The organism is Nocardia fusca NBRC 14340 (genome assembly GCF_001618425.1).
In the GTDB taxonomy this organism is placed as follows: domain Bacteria; phylum Actinomycetota; class Actinomycetes; order Mycobacteriales; family Mycobacteriaceae; genus Nocardia; species Nocardia fusca.
In genome coordinates this window covers 99,497-121,047 of sequence record NZ_BDCU01000029.1, presented here as the reverse complement: position 1 = coordinate 121,047, position 21,551 = coordinate 99,497, and the positions used below count along the sequence as shown (strand labels likewise).

The 21,551-nt window shown below is 66.5% G+C and carries 19 protein-coding genes; 9 read left to right on the top strand and 10 right to left on the bottom strand.

The features are described from left to right. Positions 1-73 precede the first annotated feature (73 nt). Positions 74-979 carry an oxidoreductase gene (locus NF4_RS17890; protein ID WP_063128468.1) on the bottom strand — a complete coding sequence of 302 codons (906 nt, stop codon included), beginning with the start codon at positions 977-979 and terminating at the stop codon, positions 74-76. 166 nt (positions 980-1,145) lie between these two features. Here NF4_RS17890 and NF4_RS17885 point away from each other — a divergent pair, with 166 nt between their 5' ends. Then, complete coding sequence (locus tag NF4_RS17885; RefSeq protein ID WP_198165364.1) at positions 1,146-1,982, top strand: helix-turn-helix transcriptional regulator; 837 nt, start codon at positions 1,146-1,148, stop codon at positions 1,980-1,982. A gap of 342 nt (positions 1,983-2,324) precedes the next feature. Next, a complete protein-coding gene (locus NF4_RS17880) occupies positions 2,325-2,882 on the top strand; it encodes a hypothetical protein (protein ID WP_063128467.1) in 558 nt (185 codons plus the stop codon). 4 nt (positions 2,883-2,886) lie between these two features. Here the strand turns inward: NF4_RS17880 and NF4_RS17875 are convergent, their stop codons facing one another. From NF4_RS17875 to NF4_RS37825, 4 genes are all read right to left on the bottom strand, one after another. Next, the gene (locus tag NF4_RS17875; protein ID WP_063128466.1) at positions 2,887-3,546 is read right to left on the bottom strand and encodes a Crp/Fnr family transcriptional regulator; all 660 of its coding nucleotides are present in this window, start codon (positions 3,544-3,546) and stop codon (positions 2,887-2,889) included. After that, positions 3,543-5,528, bottom strand: a complete 1,986-nt coding sequence (locus NF4_RS17870) for an adenylate/guanylate cyclase domain-containing protein (protein ID WP_157120422.1) — start codon at positions 5,526-5,528, stop codon at positions 3,543-3,545. Before NF4_RS17870 ends, NF4_RS17875 begins: the two co-directional genes overlap by 4 nt. 71 nt (positions 5,529-5,599) lie before the next feature. After that, entirely contained in the window at positions 5,600-5,911 is a 312-nt protein-coding gene (locus tag NF4_RS17865; protein ID WP_063128639.1) for a DUF222 domain-containing protein, read from the bottom strand. A 701-nt stretch (positions 5,912-6,612) separates the two neighbouring features. Next, on the bottom strand, positions 6,613-6,834 hold the full coding sequence (locus tag NF4_RS37825; RefSeq protein WP_157120420.1) for a hypothetical protein: 222 nt from the start codon (positions 6,832-6,834) through the stop codon (positions 6,613-6,615). Between the two features lie 315 nt (positions 6,835-7,149). Between NF4_RS37825 and NF4_RS17855 the strand changes: the two genes are divergently transcribed. Beyond that, on the top strand, positions 7,150-7,956 hold the full coding sequence (locus NF4_RS17855) for a DUF3048 domain-containing protein (protein WP_198165363.1): 807 nt from the start codon (positions 7,150-7,152) through the stop codon (positions 7,954-7,956). 143 nt (positions 7,957-8,099) lie between these two features. Here NF4_RS17855 and NF4_RS17850 read toward each other — a convergent pair whose 3' ends face one another. After that, a complete protein-coding gene (locus NF4_RS17850; protein ID WP_063128462.1) occupies positions 8,100-8,447 on the bottom strand; it encodes a hypothetical protein in 348 nt (115 codons plus the stop codon). Positions 8,448-8,614: 167 nt separating this feature from the next. Here NF4_RS17850 and NF4_RS17845 point away from each other — a divergent pair, with 167 nt between their 5' ends. After that, positions 8,615-9,910 carry an NsdA family TPR-like regulatory protein gene (locus NF4_RS17845; protein WP_157120418.1) on the top strand — a complete coding sequence of 432 codons (1,296 nt, stop codon included), beginning with the start codon at positions 8,615-8,617 and terminating at the stop codon, positions 9,908-9,910. Between the two features lie 16 nt (positions 9,911-9,926). Next, positions 9,927-10,235: a 4a-hydroxytetrahydrobiopterin dehydratase gene (locus NF4_RS17840; protein ID WP_063128460.1), complete on the top strand. Its 309-nt coding sequence runs from the start codon at positions 9,927-9,929 to the stop codon at positions 10,233-10,235. Between the two features lie 946 nt (positions 10,236-11,181). Here the strand turns inward: NF4_RS17840 and NF4_RS17835 are convergent. Beyond that, positions 11,182-12,384, bottom strand: a complete 1,203-nt coding sequence (locus NF4_RS17835) for an MFS transporter (RefSeq protein ID WP_063128638.1) — start codon at positions 12,382-12,384, stop codon at positions 11,182-11,184. A gap of 96 nt (positions 12,385-12,480) precedes the next feature. Here NF4_RS17835 and NF4_RS17830 point away from each other — a divergent pair, with 96 nt between their 5' ends. From NF4_RS17830 to NF4_RS17820, 3 genes are all read left to right on the top strand, one after another. Beyond that, the gene (locus NF4_RS17830) at positions 12,481-13,089 is read left to right on the top strand and encodes a TetR/AcrR family transcriptional regulator (RefSeq protein ID WP_063128459.1); all 609 of its coding nucleotides are present in this window, start codon (positions 12,481-12,483) and stop codon (positions 13,087-13,089) included. A gap of 344 nt (positions 13,090-13,433) precedes the next feature. Further along, positions 13,434-13,937: a GbsR/MarR family transcriptional regulator gene (locus NF4_RS17825; RefSeq protein ID WP_063128637.1), complete on the top strand. Its 504-nt coding sequence runs from the start codon at positions 13,434-13,436 to the stop codon at positions 13,935-13,937. A gap of 111 nt (positions 13,938-14,048) precedes the next feature. After that, positions 14,049-15,413, top strand: a complete 1,365-nt coding sequence (locus tag NF4_RS17820) for a serine hydrolase domain-containing protein (protein WP_063128458.1) — start codon at positions 14,049-14,051, stop codon at positions 15,411-15,413. Between the two features lie 86 nt (positions 15,414-15,499). Here NF4_RS17820 and NF4_RS17815 read toward each other — a convergent pair whose 3' ends face one another. Then, positions 15,500-17,746: an ATP-binding cassette domain-containing protein gene (locus tag NF4_RS17815; protein ID WP_063128457.1), complete on the bottom strand. Its 2,247-nt coding sequence runs from the start codon at positions 17,744-17,746 to the stop codon at positions 15,500-15,502. Between the two features lie 63 nt (positions 17,747-17,809). On the opposite strand from NF4_RS17815, the gene NF4_RS17810 reads away from it, so the two are divergent. After that, the gene (locus NF4_RS17810; protein WP_084533235.1) at positions 17,810-18,814 is read left to right on the top strand and encodes a helix-turn-helix transcriptional regulator; all 1,005 of its coding nucleotides are present in this window, start codon (positions 17,810-17,812) and stop codon (positions 18,812-18,814) included. Between the two features lie 73 nt (positions 18,815-18,887). Here NF4_RS17810 and NF4_RS17805 read toward each other — a convergent pair whose 3' ends face one another. Together NF4_RS17805 and NF4_RS17800 are read right to left on the bottom strand one after the other, a co-directional pair. After that, positions 18,888-20,075, bottom strand: coding sequence for a phosphotransferase (locus tag NF4_RS17805; protein ID WP_063814619.1), 1,188 nt, complete (start codon positions 20,073-20,075; stop codon positions 18,888-18,890). Between the two features lie 292 nt (positions 20,076-20,367). After that, positions 20,368-21,354 (bottom strand): AraC family transcriptional regulator ligand-binding domain-containing protein, encoded by a 987-nt coding sequence (locus NF4_RS17800; protein ID WP_063128456.1) that lies wholly within the window; start codon positions 21,352-21,354, stop codon positions 20,368-20,370. Positions 21,355-21,551: the final 197 nt, after the last annotated feature.

The window sequence follows — 21,551 nt, the reverse complement described above, 5'->3', positions numbered from 1 at the left end:
ATGGCTGCGCGAGAGTAGTTCGGTCGGCGAGGCTTCGCTCGGGGCCACCGCCGACCGTTTGGTGAAGCGGGGGTTAAAGGAAGCTGACGCCGGTCAATTTCTCGGAGGCCGCCCAGAGTCGCTTTCCGATGGCGGGATCGGCTGCCTCCCGACCGGCCCGGACCTCCGCGACCTGGCCCCGCGTCTCCCAGAGCCTGGAGGGACCCAAAAACTGGCCCCCTTGCACATCGGGCTCGGTCGCAGCACGCAACTGCGGAAGCGCGCCCTGTTCCACCGACTGCGTGGCCAGCAGGCCGCCCCATGCGATCAGTCGCCCCAAACGTCCACGGTGCTCCCAGGCTCGCGGAGTGAGATTGGTACGGGTGAGACCTGGGTGGGCCAGCACACTGATGACCGGCGATCCGGCCGCGCGCAGGCGGCGATCCAGTTCGATGCCGAAGACGGTGGTGGCGAGCTTTGACCTGCCGTAGGCAGGAGCTGCTCGGTAAGAACGTTCGAACATCAGGTCATCGAAGTCCAAGTGCGCGTTCTTGTGGGTGATCGAGCTGAGACCGACTACGCGGGCTTCGCCCGACGCAGCCAGGTTGTCGAGCAGCAGGCCGGTCAGTGCGAAGTGACCGAGCATGTTGGTGGCGAGGTGCAGCTCGAAGCCGTCGGCGGAGGTGCGGCGCGGGCCGAGCAGTACGACGCCGGCATTGTTTATGAGGAGGTCGATAGCCGGGAAGTCCGCGGCCAGCTTCGCCGCGAAGGTCCGCACGGAAGCAAGTGAGGCCAGGTCCAGCTCGCGTACCTCGGCCTCGCCGCCGATCCGGCGGACGGCCTCCGCACCGGCGTCGGTGTTGCGGACGGCGAGTACGACGTGGGCGCCGCGGCGAGCGAGTTCGGTAGCGGTCACCAGGCCCAGGCCTGAGTTCGCGCCGGTCACCACGGCTACCCGGCCGCGGTGGTCGGGAATACGGTCGGCGGTCCATTCGGTCATCTGCTGCTCCTGGGAATGTCGGTGCGTTGGACGGTCGACGCTACGGGCGGTCCGGGCCGTCACGGTCGTTCTCGGTTGCCCAGGTCTGGTAGACCTACCTTCAGTGGCCAAGGCCCGAGGCACACTGAAGAAGTGATCAACTCGCATCCGTACGCTCGTGAGCTCGGTGGTTTCTTGCGCGCGGCGCGGCCGGTTGCATCCACACGACGTCGGCCTCGAGCCGGGCGGCCGGCGGAAGGTCACCGGGCTGCGGCGCGAGGAGCTGGCCATGCTCGCCGGGCTGAGCACCGATTACTACCAGCGGATGGAGCAGGGTCGGGAGGTGCGTCCGTCCGACGACGTCCTCGACGCGCTCGCCACCGCGCTCGGCCTCGACGATGAGGAACGCCGCTACCTGTTCGGCCTGGCGCGCGCCGCCCGTCGGCCGATGCCCACTCGAATGAACCGCGATCCGGAACAGGTGCCGGACAGCACGCGTCGGTTGCTTCGGGTCATGAACACCCCCGCGGTCGTCCTCGGTAGGCATCTCGACCTGCTCGACTGGAACCCGATGGCGGAGGCGTTGCTCGGCGACCCGGGCACTTACCCGCCCGACCGGCTCAACATGCTTCTGCTGATCTTCGACGACACGCTGACCGGCGAGCGGACCTGTCCGGACTGGGAGCGGCAGGCTCTGGATTACATCGGCATGATGCGTGCCGCGGTCGCGACCGATCCCACCCATCCTCGCGCTACCGCGATCGTCGGTGAACTGAGCATCCACAGCGCCGAGTTCCGGCGGCTCTGGGCCCGCCACGACATCCGCGAGTCTGTCAGCGGCACAAAGACTTTCCGGATCCCCGAGGTCGGCGACATCGTCTTGGACTGGGACACATACCCACTTCCGGGAAATCCCGGCCCGGTCATGCTGGTCTTCACCGCCGAGCCGGGAAGCGCCGACGCGGACCGGCTGCTGCTCCTCTCGGCGCTGCAGGCGACCCGCTCAGCGCTCGCCGACGAGTGATTCCGCTGGGACAGCAGAGCGGACCTGTACGTTCGGGTCGGTTTGCGGGGCGGTGCGGGGTGGGGCGCGCTGTAATGGGTTGTGACACCTTCCTGCTTCTCGCCTGGTTCTACCGTGCGGAGCACGGGATGAGGCCGCAAAGGCTTCGATGAATCGTTCGATTTCCTTCTTGCTCAGCTCCGGACGCCGCGCCGATGGGTGCGGGCATCGATTATCGAGCGGCTCCGGTGAAGTCCTTGTGTCGGCTTGGACACACAGTGGATGTCGGTGCGAAAACAGACCGTTCGAGTGCGGAGCCGAAGAATTGTGGTCACTGAACAAGAAGGCCATTCGGAGGATTCCATGTCGAGATTCACCACCTTGATCAATACGACCGCTGTCGCGTTCGCCGCTGCCGCGGTTGTGGGTTTGTCCGCGCCGCCGGCTGCGACGGCGGATCCGGCGCCGGCTGGTCCGGCGACGTCGGCGCAGGTACCCGTGCGAACGCAGGGATGGCTGAACATCTACGACGGGCGGGCGCCGCACGGTGCGAATGCTGTCGAGCTCACCGCGGTCGCCGACCCGGCGGTCGGGTTGCGCGTAACCGATGGTGACGGTCGCTCGCTCTATCGGTTCGACAAGGACACCGCCAAACCGTCACAGTCGAACTGCAACGGCGACTGTGCCGTCACATGGCCGCCGCTGCTGGTGAGCCGGGGGCAAGGGCTCTACATCGTGGGTATCGATCCGGGGCGGGTCGGATTCGTCGAGCGCGCGGACGGTTCGTGCCAGATCACCATCGGCGGCTGGCCGGTGTACCACTTCTCGAAGGACCACCGGCCGGGAGATCTGCGGGGTCAGGGCGTCGGCGGCACCTGGTTCGCGGTCGCACCCTCCGGCGGTAAGGCACTCGCGAAATAGGCGTTCAGCGGGCGAAGCGAACCAGCGCCACCCGGTCGACCACGGTGATCCGGCCACGGGTCAGAGCCAGGATATTGCGTTGTTGCAGGTCGCGCAGCACCTTGTTCGTCGTGGCCCGGGTGGTTCCTGCCATGGACGCCAGATCTTCCTGATTGAGCCGGATCTCGGCGGTGGAACTCGATCCGCCGTAGATGGCGGCGAGGTCGATCAAACGTCGCACGACCCGGGTTTCGACCGGTAGATACAACGCTTCCAGCACCTGCGCGGAGAGCCGCCGCACCTGGGCGGCCAATGTGTCGATCATGACCCGGTCGATCTCCGGGTATCTCTGACGCAGTGCCGTCAGCTGTGTGCGACCGAACGTCAACGTCTCGACACTTTCCACTGCTTCGACGGTCGCGGTCCGGCGAGAGTGGCTGTCGAACACCGCCAGTTCACCGAACGAGTGGCCGGGGCCGAGCATGGTCAGCGTCGCGGTATCCCCGAGCGGAGTAGCTACCCGGACGATGAGCCGGCCGGATTTGATCAGATGCAGACAGTCACCGGGATCGCCTTCGTGGCAGAGAATTTCCCGCCGTTTGTACCGGCGCGGTGTGCACAAGGCGAGAATTTCGCGCTGTTCCGGCTCGGGCAAGCCACGGAGTATCTCGAAATCGGTCGTCACCGTAATCCATCCAGCACATAGTAGGTCACCGGTTCGCTCCGGCCTCGCACAGTGACTGTGCCACGGCTGCGTACCTGCGCGCGCGAGCCGAGGTATGCGTAGGTCAGCGAGCCGATGACCACGGTTCCGGGCTCCGCCAGGCTCTCCAGCCGGGCGGCGAGATTCGTCGTATCACCGATCGCGGTGTAGTTGCGCATCTGTGGTGCGCCGATATTGCCGACCAGCGCCGGACCGGTATTGACCCCGACCCGGAATCGCGGCCAGCCGGGATGTCGAATCGCCGTCTCGGCGACCGCTCGCTGGAGCGCGAGCCCTGCGCCGGCGGCCCGCTGCGCATGATCCGGCTGGTGGACCGGCGCGTTGAACAGGGCCATGACCGCGTCGCCCACGAACTGGACGACCGTCCCACCGTGGTCCAGGATGGCCGGCACGATCACGCCGTAATACGTGTTCAGCATGTGCACCACCGCTTCCGGGGGCGAGGACTCGGAGAACGGCGTGAATCCTGACAAGTCGGCCATCAGCACACTGACCTCGGCGATCCGGCCGCCGAGTCCGGCCTGGGACGGGTCGGCGATCAGCGCGGTCGCTACCGTGGGCGACATATAGGATCGGAACAGCCCGTCGATCTGCCGATACAGGCGCGCATTCTCCAACATGACCGACGTCCGGTCGGCGAACGATCGCAACATCGCGAACTCGGTATCGCTGAAGCGGCCCCCCGCACGCAGCGCCTCGAGTACTCCGGCCCGGCTTCCCTTGACGACCAGCGGGAACGCCAACGACCGCGGATCGGGGGATCCACCGTCGGAAAAGACCAGTTCGGCGCCTCGAACCAATGCCAGCCGGAATCGATCCTGTTCGAACGCCGCCGACACCAGGTGCAGCGCCTCATCGAGGAGTTCCTGTTCGCCGCGGATCACGTTCGACCGTTCACCGATCGCCGCCAGCAGACCCAGCCGACGGACCTGCTCCCGTTCACTACCCAGCGCGTAGGCGCCCTGCTGCAATACCGCGACCTGACGTTCGGTGAGCCCGAATCGCCTGGACAGCCGGACCCCGACTGCTCCCAGCGGCTCGGTCGGGGCGACGCCGCCTTCGGCGCGCGCACGCAGCGCGTCGACCATCTCGTTCAGGGCGTGCGTGTAATCGCGCTCCAGTCCGGCCATGGTCTGGTGCAGGGTGACGCTGTCGAAGAGTCCGAGAGCCGAACCCTCCCGCCGGAATTGCAAATGCGCGCTACCGGAGATGAGGACGAAGGCGGCCAGCATCAGCACATGCCATTCCCACCACGAGGTATGCCAGCTACGACTGAAACCCACGGCGAAAAGCGCCTCGGCCAGCAGTACGAAGGCGGTGAGCACACTGAGCAGCACCACGCCCCGTCGTCGCAGGTACCGGTGACCGTAGCGAAACGCCGCGGCGAGGTAGCACGCCGACCCGACGAAGGCCACACCGACCAGTGGCCCCCTGGCCTCCGCCGGATCGGGTGCGTGATGCAGTGGCGGTAGCTGTGCCATCGAAACCACTGCCCACACTACGAGCAGCAGCGTCGGGAGCGCGGACAACAGCCACGCGAACCGATGCAACCGGGCGGCCGCGGCGGGCCTGAATTCCACTGCCGACACGAGGGCGGCGATACCGCCGAGTCCCAGCCCGACAGGTACCGAATAGACGAAGCCGGCGTTGGGCGTATGCAGGATCACGCCCGGCGTTGCCAATGCGTGCAGTCCGAGGAAACCCGCGCTGAACTGGAATACCAGCGATACCAGGATCAATCTGGCGTCCCGGCGCATCCGGGCGGCGCGGAACAATATCACGCCCAGGGCCATCGCGATGGCGGCGGTGGTGAGCACCAGCCAGAAGTGTGTCCCGTGGTGTTCGTAGTTCACGTCGAGTTCGGGGCGGGCTACCAGCAGCCACAATCCGAGCGCCGGCAATACGACATGTCCCAGCCACAGCAGAACCTTGACCTTCGACACCACGCGAACGCTACCGCGCGACTCGCCCGAGAGAAACAAGTACAGCTGATCGGACCGTAACGGGCTCGCCCTCAACTTGCTGCCGCCAGCACCCTCCACACCTTTCTGGAACGCGAGCGGGCCTGCGGAGCCGCGTAGTTGATTCGCCGACGCGCCTCGTGGGCACTGATCCGCAGCAGATCGGTCAATAGTTCCACGGTGTCCCTATAGCCGGTGTCCGCGGCGAGGCCACGACGTTCGGCCTCGGCGACGGCCGCCTGCATGGCAGCATCCAGGCGCTTCCGTCGGCGTTCGGTTTCGACGAGTGCGCGCAGCAAGTCGACATCGGCCAGGTCCGGCCATCCTGGTGTTCGGGCAGCCGGCGCCAGCGTGGTCGAATTCATGGTCACCGAAGCAGCATAGCTCAATTTAGAACATATGTTCGATAACCCGGCCGGGGGAATGCCCGAGCCGACGTCACTGTCGGTCCGCTGTTTCGGAATAAGCTGCACGGTGGGTAGTGCCGGTGCCGGAGCTCACTCGAAGTCCTACGCCCGATCGCCGATCGACCTGTCGCAGACGAGTCCGTTTCCGGTCGCTCGCGTGGCGGCGAGGAGCCTGGATCCCGAGTCCTCGCACGAGCCGGGTTCGAGATCGTCCACGCCGAATACGCCACCGACCCCGACCCCGACGGTGACCCCGCTCTGCGCACCAGCGCTATCACCGCGATCGAGCACGACCGAGGCGAAGTCGACGCCGCCGAGCTCCCCGTCCGCATCATGGCCGAGCTCGCGGGTGTGGCGCCCGAATCGACGGCCCGTCTCGGGCGGAGGAATGAGATCAATCGCGTGGGGCGACCGGGTGGCAGAAGGCCTGCGTCACCACCGCTGAGGACTACCAGCTGCCGAACTACAAGAGAGCCTCGAGGTCGGTCAGCGGCCTCGGCTGAATCGGTGTACTACCCATCGCGTCTCCTTGGTTCCTACCGGGCGTGCCGTCGAGGCCTATGTGTGGATCGGTTGGAAGACCGTCTCGCCGATGATGATCATGCATGCCCGGTCCAGGGCTCCGGCCTCGTACACGGCTTCATCGAGATGGACCGACATCAGCCGTAACCAGGTCTGCCAAGGTGTGCTTGCGCCCACGGGTTTTCCCGTGTTTTCCGCGAGGCGTAGGTAGTAGGCGCGGAGTTTTGGTCGGTGGCGGTGAATGTCAGTGGGTGTTTCAGGGGTTCGTCGTTGGCAATCAGGATCGGCCACAGGGTGATCGCTTCTGCTGCAGAATGGGTGAGCCTGCGCTGGTCGGTGGTCGCGCCGAACTCGGTCACCACCCCGACGACGCCCTTCGCGTGGGCACGGGCCTTTGCGCACAGGCGCGGTTCGACGTGATTCTTGCCGGGCTGCTTCCACGCGCGTCCGCCGGGGGCATAAGCCCCATCCAGCGGCCGGCTCGACCACTCCTGTACTGGTCAAGTGGCGCGTAGAATCGGACGCGTCAAAGGGTTGCCCCTATGCAACAACGATGGTGGGTGTGGATTGCCGCGTTCCTGACGACACTGGGAATGTGCGCTGTGTTCGCGTGCAGTAGCGGCACCCGACCCGAGCGCGCTCCTCCCGGCACATCGTCCCGGGTAGGAGCGCCCGTGCTGGTCGCGAAGATAGACAACAGTCCGCAGGCACGGCCACCGGTAGGGCTCGGAGCCGCCGATTTGGTCTACGTCGAGCCGGTCGAGGGTGGTTTGAGCAGGTTGGCCGCCGTGTTCTCGACCCACAAACCCCCGGTGATCGGACCTGTCCGAAGCGCGCGGGAAACCGATCTGACGCTGTTGGACCAGTTCGGCAACCCGACGTTGGCATCCTCTGGTGCCGCACCTGAGCTGGTTGGCTCCGTCGATCAGTCCTCGCTCCAGAACGCCTCGGCCGATCGGCAACCTGCGGCGTACTACCGCGACTACAGTCGCGACGCTCCGCACAACCTGTTCGTCCGCTCGGATCAGTTGCCCGTAGGCGGCGGCTGGCCGCCGGCTTCGCAACTGCACTTCGGTCCTACGCCTGCCGGCGGCCGGCCCACGCAACATCAGGAAGCGCGGTATCAGGACACGGTGATCGGTTTCGACTGGTCACCCGGTCACCACCGGTGGCTGGTGTCGATGGACGGTGCTGCCTACACCGTTGCCGATACCGGACAGCTCATGGCAAGTACGGTCGTGCTGCAGAGTGTGCAGGTGCACGACTCGGCCGTCAGCGACATCGCGGGCAGCGTCTCACCCCTGGCCCAGACGACTGGTAGCGGTCGGGCACTCGTACTTCGCGACGGTCAAGCGTTCCCGGCCGTGTGGTCCCGGCCCTCCCCACAGGCAGGCACAACCTATACAACCCCCACCGCTACAACCATCCCCTTCGCGCCGGGGCAGGTCTGGACAGTCCTGGTTCCAGCGCAGCTCTGGTAACCGGGACCGCGCTGCCTCCACCGTGGGTGCTGTGCAGGAGGGCAACCGCCCGTGTCGGTGGGTCCGGTTCCGTCACAGTGCTTGCCCCTCCGCGATTCGATATGGACGTACCGAGACCGAGCCGTATGCCCTCGGTCCGGCGGTCACTGTTGGGCCTCGATGTACTGTGCCGCGAGCCGGAACCGGGGGCAGTTGTGTTTGGTGTGGTCGGTCATCAGGTGGATGGCGTGCGCCCGCGGATGGGGTCGGTGCTCTTTGCAGGCTGCCGGGTGGTCGAGGTGGCGGAGGCCGGCGGCGACGCGCTCGAGGAGGTCGCGGTTGCGGGTGTGCCAGAGTCGGAGGGTGGCTGCCATCGACTGGTTGTGCGTGCCTCTGGTGGGAAGTTTCGGACGTTTCTGACCCAGGTGGTTGTCGATCGGGGCGGTATCGGCCGGGATCGGATCCACGCTGGCCGACTCGTGGACGCTGGTTTCGGCTGAGGGTACGGGCATAGCGGCTGGCTCCGGGTTCTGTCGGGGCGAAAGTCGAGCGTGCGCCTCTGCGGATTGCGGTAATGATTGGTTCCAGCATTGCTGTGTTCCTGCGGCATAAGGACACACTGAACCCGTACGGAGTCCGTACCCTGGCGGTATTACAGCGGAGGGGAGAACGCCGAGAGATGACAATCATCAAGTGGACCGGGCTCGAGGTCACCGCGCTGCGTATCGCATTGCGGGACACGCAGGTTCAGTTCGCCTACCGGATCGGTTGTTCGATTGAGGCGGTCGGCAAATGGGAGCGCAGAGGTGCCGACATCACCCTGGGTGCGAAGTACTCCGAATGCATGGACACCGCCCGCAGGAGGCTCGACGATGAGCAGCGGGCGCGCTTCGATGCTGCACGACAGGATCCGGACGCTCCTGTTCGACCCGATCGGGGCCCACAACCAAACCCGGGCAGCCCCCAAGTTGTGCATGATGAGCAGGAAGCCGAGGTCGATGATGTGAACCGTCGACAGTTCGGGACCGCGCTTTCGAGACTGACCGCACTCGCCGCCAAGCCCTTTGACGCAACGCCGCCAGTCGCGCCTGAACTCGTGGACTACTTCCGAAGCCAATTGGCGGGGCACTACTCGGCGGACCGTTTTCTGGGTTCCTTGCAGTTGATACCGATAGCCATCCCGCAGTACGAGTTGCTGTGCAGCCTGGCCGGTGCGGCGAGCGGAAGACTGCGCGGCGATTTCTGGAGCGTTGCGACAGGCTATGCGGCATTAATCGGATGGCTTTATCCGGACGCTGGAGACCTGCGCAGGTCGGCCTATTGGCTCGACCAGATGCTCGAGCGTGCACATCGCTCACAGGATGTGCAGCTCGTGGGCTTCGCGCTTCACAACAAGGCCATGCTCGAGGCGGATAAGCGAGACGGGCGGGGAGTCTTGGACCTGACCGGCGCGGCGTTGCTGCAGCGCACGCGCCTATGCCCCAAGGTAGAGGTTCTTCTGCTCCAGCAGGCTGCCCACGGCACATCTTTGATCGGTGGCGATAATGCGGCCGACGAGTGTGGCCGGCTGCTCGACACGGCCGCCGCGCTGCTCGAGGCTGTCGATGACGAGTACCCGTGGGGTGCCTGCCGATCGCCCAGGTATATCGACGTCCAGCGGGCCACCGTCTGGACCCGTCTGGGGCGAACGCGCGATGCGATGAAGCTGTGGGAGGAAATCATTCCCGATATCCCGGCTTCGGAGAGCCGTGATCGGGGAGTCTTCAGTGCACGGTACGCGCAGGCACTGGCCGCCGCTGGGGAGCCGGACCAAGCCGTGGCCATAGTTGCCGCGATTCCGCCACTGGCGGTCAAGACGGGATCGGCGCGGATGCTCTCGGAACTCTTCACGTTACGGAAGCGCATGGAACCTTGGAGCCATGAGGCGGCGGGCCGTGAGCTTGAAGAACTGCTGTCCGACTTCGCAGAAAAGTAGTCGAGGAGGTAGCAACGTGGCACCACGGGATGAGGTACTGACGGCAGAGCAGGTGAGCGAAAGGCTCGCTGCTCTGGAGGGCTGGCGTGGAGATACCTCTGTCGTCACCAAAGACTTTGAGGTCGACTACGACACTGCAATCGTGATCGTCGCCGAGATCGGCAAGGCGGCGGTCGATCTGGAACATCGTCCGGACATCGACATCAGGTGGGATCGGCTGCGAGTCTCCATGACGACGCATACAGCCGGAGACGTGGTGACCGAACTCGACTTCCTGCTCATCGCTCGGATCGAGAGGATTGCCGGATCGTACGGAGTGAGGTAGATCGAAGGTTACGCCGTATTCTCGGCCCGCCCGGGGAAGCCGATCGTTCTCTCGAGCAGCGGGGTCGATTTGTCTCGTACCGGATTTCTACGAGCGTGTGACCCCGCGCCATGCGGTTCGATTCGCTATTTTGTTCCAGCCTGAACTGCTGCTATACGCAATCTCTATGTATCATTCCTGGCATTTCTACAGGTCGGGACATTGTGGAGGTGTTCATTTCCTGGCAGGGCGCTGATTCGCAATTTCCAGCCAGGGCTTTCGTCTTTGTCAACACAGCGCGCCGGCGCAACTGCTGCTGTGCAGTTGCCGCACCACCGGATTCAGCGGCGCGATCTTCTCGGCGGAGCATCGGACCGAACAGCTCTTCGTCCGAATGGTCACTGGCCTCGAGCGCCCCGGGCGGATGTATCAGCTGGTCCGCGGAAGTATCGGGTATATCGACTATCGAAGTGGGCGGTGGCGTGAAGGCTGCCGCGCTGCGAAGAGGTCTCCAAGCGATAGCTGGTGACCTGCAATTCTAATGAAACAACAACATTTCGCATGTTATGCGGGCTAGATTTCCTGCTACGCCGGACAGTCGGCGCTGAGAAGTCGGAGGAACACCGTGGAATATCTAGGCTCTGTCGCCGGGATCTTGCAGATGGTTATCGGCACCATCCTTGCCAATACCGGATCGGGTGGTTCGGGCTCCGGCTTGTGAGCCTCGCGGATTCGGCTCGTCATTCGCGAGCCGAATCCGCTTCCGATTGCCCGTTCGGCTCGAAGTGGGGTGAAGTGGCCACGCCGCGGGCCATCTCCTTCGCCTGTGGATGGCCTTCCCGTCCTCCCTGGTGGGGCGTGACTCCCACGACTATGAGAACTACGTCGCCCCCGGGGCAGGTCAGGCACCCGATCGACAATGCTGCGAGGACGCCCGCCGCGTGGGGCGTGCCCATGCAGGGCCCGGTTATCGCAGGGCATCGTCGGTACGGGCGGTCCAGATCGCCACGGCGGCGAGAAGGGCGCAGGCACCGCCGAGCCACAGCACACCCGGGAGGGTGAGCGTATCGACGATAACGCCGCCGACCAGCGCGCCGAGACCGATCGACAGATTGAAAACCGCCACCCACAGCGACGACGCCGCTTCCACGGCGCGGGGCGCGGCCTTGATCATCCAAGTTTGCAGACCCACGGACGCGCCGCCGTAGGAAAGGCCCCAGGCGATCAGCAGGACGATACCGCCGACCGTAGTGCCGCCCAGAAGCTGGAAGAGCGGCATCGCGACCGCCAAGGCCACGGCGATGGTCAGCACGGTTCGGTACGTGCTGCGGGAGAGCGCCGAGCCGGCGACGAAGTTGCCGATCATGCCGGCCACACCGAATGCGAACAGCAGCGGGCCGATATAGCGCTCGTCGATACCCGACAGCTGCTGGAGTGCCGGGCTCACGAACGTGTAGGCGGCGAAGTGCCCGAACACGATGAGCACCGTCGCAATGATGCCGATGCGCACTCCTCGGCCGCGGAACTGCGTCCATAGCAGCTTCGGCCGGACAGCCGCCGCGGCGGTCAGCCCCGGCAGCACCGCCAGCAGGGTGATCAGGGTGACCAGGGCCAGGACGCTCAGCGAGGAGAACGCGATCCGCCAGTCCGTGAGGTCACCGATCAGGGTGCCGAGCGGGACGCCGAAGACGTTTGCGGCTCCGACGCCACCGAAAATGACCGCGGTTGCCCGTGGTACGTCTTCGGGGACCACGAGGCGTACGGCGAGGCCGCCGGCGACGGCCCAGAATCCACCGATCGCGATTCCGACGAGCACCCGAGACCCCACGAGGACGGCGAAGTTCGGGGCCAGGGCCGAGCCCAGGCTGGCGACGGTCATCAAGGCCATGAGACCGAGCAGCAAGATGCGCCGGTTCAGCGAGCCGACGAGCATCGGGACGAGCAGTGCCGCGAACGCGGCGACGATACTGGGCACCGTCACCATCAGCCCCGCCGCCCCCTCGGAGACCGTCAGTGCGGACCCCACCGAGGTGAGCAAACCAATCGGCAATTGCTCGGCGGTCACCAGCAGGAAAGTGCCCAGCGCCACCGCAGCGACCGCTGTCCAGCGACTTCTCTCCGGGGCTTCCGGTTCCCGCGCCTGAGCGGGTGTCTGTTCTGCGGTCGTCACCGGGGCCTCCTTCATAGTTTGGGATCAAACGCTCCCATAGCGCAAAAAGACCTTAATATGGGAGCGATTGCTCCACAAGTGGCGTAGCATGAACGCATGGGACGCCCTCGGCAGTTCGATGAGCAGGATGCGGTCAACTCGGCGACGGAGCTGTTCTGGCGACGCGGTTACTACGCCACTTCGGTGCGTGATCTGGGTGACGCCCTGAAACTCACACCCAGCAGCCTGTATCGGACGTTCACGGATAAGCACACGCTGTTCCTGCGTGCACTCGACCATTACCGGTCCACCGACTCCGCCCAAGCCGAGCAGCGGCTGGACACCGGCGGCCGCCCGGTGTGTGAGGTGCTAAGGGAATGGATGCTGTGGCTGATCACCTGCCCGGCCGGCGGCGAGCCCGGTCGCGGATGCTTCGTGGTCAACACCGCCACCGAGCTCGGTACCACCGACGACCAGATCCATCAGCGGACCGAAGCCGCATTCGAGGTCACCCGGCGGGCCCTGCGCTCGGTCCTGGTGGAGGGGCGCGCTCGTGGGGAACTGTCCGGCGGGCCCGGCCTCGACGATGCAGTGGAGTTGCTGTTCACCACAGTCCTCGGCCTCCGCGTGCGGGAGCGTGCCGGCCACGACCTCGACCGTCTGACCGCCGCGATAGATGTCGCGATTCGGGCCCTGGGGCCCACGGTCTGCGCAAACAACGACTAGGCATCTTCCGATCGGCGGTGGCCGGGCCGGACTCCTCGAGGCGGACTACTTCGGCGCAGTCGCAACGCTCGCTCGATTCCTGGCATTGCGCAGCCGGGCTGGGGCCCGTAGTGGGGAACCGGTTCGGGCGGAGCGAGTCCGTGGATGGTCGAGTTCGCCACTGCCCAAGGGGCGACGAATCAACCGGCCGGTAGATCAGCGAGCTCGACGAACCGGTCGTGATCGACGGTGTGCCGAGTATCCCGCCGCACTGGTACCGGCAGATTCGACAGAGGCGGCCTGCGAGATGATTGAAATGACAGGAATACCTGACATTTCAATCATCTGTGTGTATCATCCACTGTATGACCTCGGCTGATGTGGAACTGAGTTTCGCCGACGCGGTGGGTCGGCACTTCGCGCGCCAGAACGGCCTGCCACCGGTTACCGGCCGCGTGGTCGGGTGGTTGCTGATCTGCGACCCGGCGCAGCAGACCATTGCCGAGGTCAGTGAAGGGCTACGCGCCAGTCGTAGCGCCATCTCCGGCGCTGTCGCACAGCTGGAGGATTGGTCGTGGATCCGGCGCAGCCGGGCGGCCGGAGAACGAGTCGACCGGGTGGAGCTCGATCCGGCGATCTGGGTGCGGCTTCTCGACAAGACCGAGGAATACACCTCGCTGGGCGTGCTCGCCCAGCGAGGGCTCGAATTGCTCGACGGTGCACCGGATACCCGCCGGTCTCGCCTCGGCGAAGCCGCGGCCTTCGCCGATTTCCTCACCCAGCGGATGCCCACCATCGCCGCTGAATGGCGCGCTCGCCGCGCCGAGCTCCGGGCGTCGGCCGACAACGCGCCGGACGGGCATATCTAGATCACCTTCACCGGCATTCCGACCACGTGCCCGCACGGCGGGTGCGCGATCACTCCTGTCCGGAATCGGTCGCCCGCCGATCAGGTCAACTATCGAATCGAGCATCCCCTCATGAGTTTCCACGCCCGACACTGGCAGCACCGGCTCGACGAACTGCGTGCCGAGTACCATGTGCCCGGAGCGTCGCTGGCCGTGCTGGCCGGCGGCGCCCTGCACGAAATGGCCAGCGGAATGCTGAACACGGCGACCGGCGTCGAGGTCACGCCGGATTCGGTATTTCTTTCCGGCTCGACGGCGAAGATCTACACGGCGAGCCTGATCATGCAGCTGGTCGACGCCGGAAAACTGGACCTGGATACGCCGGTGGTGGGCGTGCTGCCCGAATTCGCCACCCCCGACCCGGAAGCCACTCGGCAGATCACCGTCCGTCAGCTGCTCAGTCATACGGGTGGCGTCACCAACGATTTCAACCACGATTCCGGTCGTGGCGACGATTGCCTCGCCCGGTACGTCGAGGCCGCTCGCGGCGTACCGCTCGACTGCCCGCCCGGCACCTCCTATTCCTACGGAAGCCTGGGTTACGTCGTTCTCGGCCGCCTCGTCGAAACACTGACCGGGACCACCTGGGACCAGGCCCTCGACGAGATGCTCTTTCAGCCGCTCGGGCTCGAACGCTCTATGACCTTGCCGGAACAGGCGCTGCGCTTTCGGGTCGCCATGGGGCATACCGCCGGTCGTAACCCCGAACCGGCGCCGGTGTGGGACATGATGCCCCGATCCGCGGGCCCCTACGGCCGCATCATCACCTCCGCGGGAGATGTAGCCAGGCTGGCGACGATGTTCCTGGACGGCGGTGTCACTCCCGACGGTATCCGCCTGCTGTCGGAAGAAGCAGTGGCCACTATGCAACGGCCGCAGGTTGCGAGTCCGGACAAATGGACGATGTCCGCCGACAGCTGGGGTCTGGGGCCGGCTCTCTACGATTGGAACGGCGTCACCGGTTTCGGCCACGACGGGAGCGCCGTTACTCAGCACTCCTACCTTCGGGTCGTCCCGAGCGCCGGTGTGGTCATCGTACTGTTGTGCAACGGTGGCGAATTCGGCAAGCTGTACGCCGATCTGGTGGGCGAACTCCTGGCCGAGACCGCCGGTGTGCAGATGCCGCCGCCGTTCGCGCCTGCCACGAGCCCACCTGCTGTGGATATGACGGCTCTGGTGGGCACGTACCGACGCGGCGGTGTCGAGATCACCATCAGCGAAAGCGATGGCCGCGCACGGATCCGCTACGAGTTCATCGATGGTATGAAACACTATTCGCCGCCCATCGAAACCGATCTGACCGCGGTTTCGCCGTCGGTTTTCGCCGCCACCGGCGGCCCCTCCGGCGAGGATTACACACCCGTCGTCTTCGGGTCGCTGGCCGACGGCACCCCGTGCGTCTACGTCAGCATGCGCGCCACTCCCAAGGTCGGCTGACCGGCGATGCACTTCATCCGGGCCGGCTTCTACACCCTGATGGGGCCGTGGTCGCCGGTCCGGTCTCGTATCGCGTGACCGGCCGGTCACCGGGCGAGAGCATCGAGCGCCCGCGAGGTGGGCGTCGCGTGACCGGTGTAGTGGGCCACGGGTCCTTCGAAGAGCACCGTCCCGCCGTGTCTGCCCGGGCCCGGGCCGAGGTCGATCAGCCAGTCCGCGTGCCGGATCACCTCGAGATTGTGCTCGATGACGACTACGGTGTGGCCGGCGTCCACGAGGGCGTCGAGCACCCGCAACAGTGTCTCGATATCGGCCGGGTGCAGGCCGGTGGTCGGTTCATCCAGCAGATACACCGCGGGTTCGGTGGCTTCCCGGAGTTCCCGGGCGATCTTGACCCGCTGGCATTCGCCGCCGGACAGTCCGCTCAGCGGCTCGCCCAGTCGTAGGTAGCCCAGGCCGACTTCGGCGAGTCGTGCCAGAGCCCGGGTGATCGCCGGCTCGGGCAGGCGCTCGAGGGCCTCGGCCACGGTGAGCTCGTCGATATCGGCGATGGACAGGCCGTCGACGGTGTGGGAGAGGGCCTCCGGGGTGAAGCGACGGCCGTGGCAAGTGCCGCAGACCGTCTCCTGGCCGTCGAGGAACGCGAGATCGGTGTAGATGACGCCGAGTCCGGCGCAGTCCGGGCAACCCCCCGCGGAGTTGGCGCTGAACAGTGCGGCGGGTACCCGGTTGCGCCGGGCGAAGAGTTTGCGGATGGCGGGAGCGATGCCGGTATAGGTGAGCGGAGTGGAGCGGCGCGTGGCGCTCACCGGTTTCTGGTCGAGCGCTATCGCCCGGTGCCGGGCAGCGAATTCGGCGGCCAGGCTGGATTTCCCGGAGCCCGCGACCCCGGTGAGCACGGTCAGTACGCCGGTCGGGATATCGACGGTGACGCCGCGCAGGTTGTTGCGGGACGCCTCGGCCACGGTGAGTTTGCCGCTCGCCTGCCGTGGATGCCGGCGTGCGGTGTTGTGCTGCCGCGCCAGTGCGCGCGCTGTGGGTGTGTCGGCGGCGCGCAGGTCGGTGAACGTGCCCTGGAAAACCAGCCGGCCCCCCTGGGAGCCGGCGCCGGGACCGAGTTCCACGATCTGATCGGCGCACGCCATCACGGCGGGATCGTGTTCGACGACCAGCACGCTGTTACCGCTGTCGCGGAGCCGGGCGAGCAGCCGGGTCATCGATTCCACATCCGTGGGATGCAGGCCGACGGTCGGTTCGTCGACCACATAGGTCATTTCGATGAGGCTGGAACCCAGGTGTTTCACCGTTTTGATCCGCTGGGATTCGCCCCCGGACAGTGTCGTGGTGGCCCGGCCGAGGGTGAGGTAGCCGAGGCCGATGGTGATCATCGCGTCCAGCCGGGCGTGTAGTGCCTCGACCACCGGCGCGACCCGCGGCGCCCTGATGGTCGCGACGAGTCCGGCGAGCTCGCCGACCTCCCTGCGGGCCATCTCGCCGATCGTGTGGCCCAGCACGGTCACGGCGCGTGACGCCTCGTTCAGCCGGTCACCGCCGCATTCGGGGCAGCATTCGGCGCGGGTGAACCGGCGGATCGTCTCCTGTTTACGCTCGGACAGGTTGTCGGAGGTGTGCAGATGAATGCGTTCGAATCGTGCGACGATCCCCTCGTAGTCCTTGGGCGGGCGGCGGCCGAGCCGGGCCGCGGCGGCGCCTCCGTACAGCAGCGCGTCGCGCTCGGTCTGGCCCCACTCCCGCAGCGGGATGTCGGGGTCGAAGACGCCGATACCGGCGTACTGGTCGTACCAGTAGCCGCCGTGGCCGAATCCGGGCAGCAGAATCGCGCCGTCGGCAAGGCTTTTGTCGAGGTCGAGGAACCGTTCGGTCGCGCTCACCACGACCTCGCCCAATCCGGCGCAGGCCCGGCACATACCCGCCGGTTCGTTGAAGGAGAAGTGATCGGATTCCCCGACCCAGGGTTCTCCGATCCGGGAGTACAGCAGACGCAGATAGGTCCAGGTGTCGGTGATCGTGCCGACCGTCGAGCGGGCGTTGCCGCCGATGCGCCGCTGATCGATCACCACCACCGGGGACACCCCGTCGATCCGGTCGACGGGCGGCCGCGCCCACTTCGGCAACCGGTTGCGTACGAACGGCGGATAGGTCTCGTTGAGCTGGTAGCCGGCCTCAGCCGCCACGGTGTCGAATACCAGTGACGATTTACCGGAGCCGGAGCGGCCGACGAAGACGACCAGCCGGTGGCGGGGGATATCGAGGTCGAGACCGGCCAGATTGTGGGTGCGCGCGCCGCGAATGGTGATGCTGCTCGTAGCCATGGATTCGACGCTATGGACAGATGTGGCCGGTTCCTGACCGCGATTCACGGAAGAATCGGACCGGTGGCGGATGTGACCGAACGAATGCTGGCACTGTTGTCGACACTGCAGACCGGGAGCGCCTACTCGGGCGAGGACCTGGCCCGCCGGCTCGGTAGCAGCCCCCGGACGCTGCGCCGGGATATCGAGCGGCTGCGCGGTTACGGCTATCCCGTCGAGACCCGTCCGGGCCCGGGCGGCTATTACCGGCTCCGGGCCGGGCGCACGATGCCGCCTCTGCTCCTCGACGACGACGAGGCGATCGCCACCCTGCTCGGCCTGGCCGCGCTCGGCGCCACCGGCCCCGCGACCGCCGGCGGGCTCGACGACGCCGCGACCCGCGCCTACGGCAAGATCGACCAGTTCCTGCCCGCCCGGCTGCGGCCCCGGGTGGCGGCGATCCGCGCCGGTCTGGACACGGGCCGGCGGGTCGCACCCGGGGTGTCGCCGGAACACCTCGCGACCCTGGCCGCCGCGAGCGCGGACCGTGAGATCGTGACCTTCACCTACACCGACGTCCGTGGTGTGACGAGCCCGCGGCGGGTCCATCCCTACCGGCAGATCCATCAGCACCTGCGCTGGTACCTGCTCGCCTGGGATCCCGGTCGCGCGGATTGGCGGGTGTTCCGGGTGGACCGTGTCGGCGAGCTGCTGCGTACCGGTGCCCGGTACGAGCCGCGGCCGCTCCCGGCCGATTCCGCCGTCGACTACCTCCAGCGTGGGCTGGATGCCGGCAAACAACGCGTCGATCTGCTGGTCGCGGCCCCGCCGGAGCGGGTCGCGGATGTGCTGGCCTATCAGCATGCCGAGATCGCCGCGCACGACGACCGGCACACCGCTGTCACGGTCCGGCTGGACACCTGGCAATGGCTGGTCGGCGCACTCGCCTTCCTCGACACCGGTTTCACCGTGACGGCGTCCGCCGGCTTCCTGGCCGGGTTCGAGACCTTCGCGCGGCGCCTGCTCGCGGCGGTCACCGACCGGCCGGGCACCCGGCCCGACGACAACCGGCCCCATCGGTCCGGCTGAGCGATATGGCGATGATGGGGAGGAGCGAGTTTCTCGACCGAACCCCGACTCTGTGCGCGGAGGGGATCCGGTTTCAGTCGCCGACCGCCCCCAGCGCGTCCAGGTCCATGATGGCGTGGGCGGTGCGGTGCACGATCGCGCGGCAGATATCGGCTGGCTGGAATTCCGGCATCAGCGCGCCGCGGCCGATAGTGATCATCCAGGCGAAATACGGGTAGAGTGCCTGCTGCCGGTAGGCGAGCCAGGCGGACGCGAAGGACAGCGCGGGCCCACCTGCCGCGTGCAGGGCGTCGATATAGAGCGCGATGAGGTCGGACTCCCAGGACCGCCGGTCTTCGACTTCCAGGCCGGAGGTGATCGTGTACGCCACGTCGAATGCCCAGCTGCCGCGCATCACCAGCTGCCAGTCGGTGAAACCCATACTGCCGTCGGCGCATACGTACGCGTTGCCGATGTGCGGGTCACCATGCAGCAAGGTCTGCGGGCTCTGTTCGGCGATCTGCAGGGCTCGGCCGCAGGCTTCGTAGAGTTCGCCCTGTACCGGTGGCAGCGTTTCGGGGACGAGGTCGGGGGCGCGCTTCAGCCCGACCTCGGCACGTTTGCGCATTCCGAGCAGCCGGTCGAAGTTGCGGAAATGCGCGCTGGGCGTCTTCAGCCAGTCCCGGGTCGTCAATTCCGGTGATTCCCAGTAGCGGCCGTGCCAGCGCGCCATATTCGCCAGCAGGTCTTCCATCTGTTCCCGGGTGACTCGTTCGAGCGGTGTGCAGAATCGTGCGCCCCGGGTGACGCTCACATCCTCGAGCAGTGTCAGCGATCGGCCGGTCCGCAGGTCGGCGGCCCCGAAATACCCACGTGGCGCCTCGATATCGAGTTCCGGGCGCAGCTGCTGGAAGAATCCGGGTTCGCCGGGGAGGGCATGCGCCAGATACTGCGTCAAACGCTGAGTGAAGGTGAGGGTGGTTTTGGCGAAGAGATGTTCGGGCAACCCCGCCTGCCGACCGGCCTCGTTGTAGCGGATCGTGGCCTTCCAGCGGCTGGTCGTACCGCCTTCGGCGTCAACGATATCGAACGATTCCACCGCCGCACCGGGGTGTCGGTCCGTCAGTACTCGGTCGAGCCATTCCGCGTCGACCTCGTTCTTCTTCATCGGGATCCCGCCGTCCCGGCGACGAAGCATTCTCTCCGCCAGCACATGTCCGCCGAGCTTCAGCACTCCCGACAGCACGCTGTCTTCGGGAGTGCCGGTGTTCGTGTCACCCATCCGATTGCCTTCCTCGGCTCGTTCCGCCGCGCAACTGCCCGGCGGATCGAAAGTATGGGCTCGGGGTCGAGAATCCCGCAGCGTTCGCAGACGGCGCATGCGCTCGGTGTATGGGGCTGAACTACCAGGGTGACCCGCGTTTCAGTGCGGCGGGGCGGTGCCGGTGCGGAGGGGAAATCGGCGCGAACGGAACCCTGTCCGGCGCGTTCGGCCCGCGGCTACTCGCTGTGGACGACGGCGGACGCCGTGCCGGCCGGATGGTGTCGCGGTTGCCGCCACGGTCCGATCGGCGCTATTTCCGTCCGGTCCAGCGCTGCCGCGCCCGCCGCAGCGCCCCCGCGTCGGAGTATCCGGCCCTCCTGGCCAGCGCCGCCTGCGTGGCGTCCGGCTGTGCCCGGGAGCCCCGTTCGACCACTGCACTGCGCGCCCGATCGAGTTCCCCTGTCCAGGTTGTCCCTTCGTCGGCGAGGCGCCGTTGCAGACTGCGACTGCTCGTGGCCAGGTACCGCGCGACCCGCTCGATCGTGACCCGCCCGTCCCCGAGCAGCACCAGCAGTGCCTGCTGCACCTGACCGGCCCAGGTGGTTTCCAGGCGCTGCGGTGGCGGTAGCGCGGCCGCGCACTGCGCGAGAATCTGGGCGAGCGCGGGGTCTGCGGTGCGTAACGGCAGCGTCAGATCTGCTGCCCGGAAGGTGATCTGGTCCGTCGGCGCCCCGAATTCGACCTGCCGTGTCCCGAACATCTCGACAAACGGCTGATGGCGTCGCGGCGCCGCCTGCCGGAACCGGATCCGCACCGGATGCACATCCCGCCCGGTGGCACTGCGTGCTCGGGTCACCACCGCCGCGAGCGCGAACTGGGTGGCGAGTTCCCCTCCCCGCCCGTGCCCGTTCAGCAATCGGACATCCGCGTTCGCTTCTTCCTCCGAGTCTCCCGATACCGCGAATCCGATATTGGTGGTAATCATGTTCGCGTGCTGTTCCGACCGCGCCAGTCCGTCGGCGAGCGTCGGTGCCGTGCTGAACAGGTAATCGTGTAAACCGAAGTTGCCCAGCGTGTTCGTTTTCCCGACCCGCAATGCCACATGGGGGTCTTCCAGTTCGTGCTCCACCAGTTCCCACAGATTCAGCTGGTAGTTGCTCGACACCATCGTGTCACCGGTTTCCAGCACCCAGTCCGGTAGTTCCGCGGCCCGCGCGAGCTGCCGCCGGGCAGGCCCGTTCAGACCGGCGCTGTCCAGGATGAAGTTCGAAAATGCAACATGCTCAACCGTATCCACCTGCGAAACACACCTAATCAGAACGAGTACCTCCCCGGTCCGCGCACGGACCGCTGCCTGCCGACCATATCCCGGCTCGCCCTCTCCGGCTTTGCGACGAACCCCGCCCGTCCCCCGGATGAACAAGCCTGGCGCGTTCCGCCCCCATCCTGGCGCCCGCGGCACTGTCGGCCCGCGCCGCGCCGGTGGCACCATCG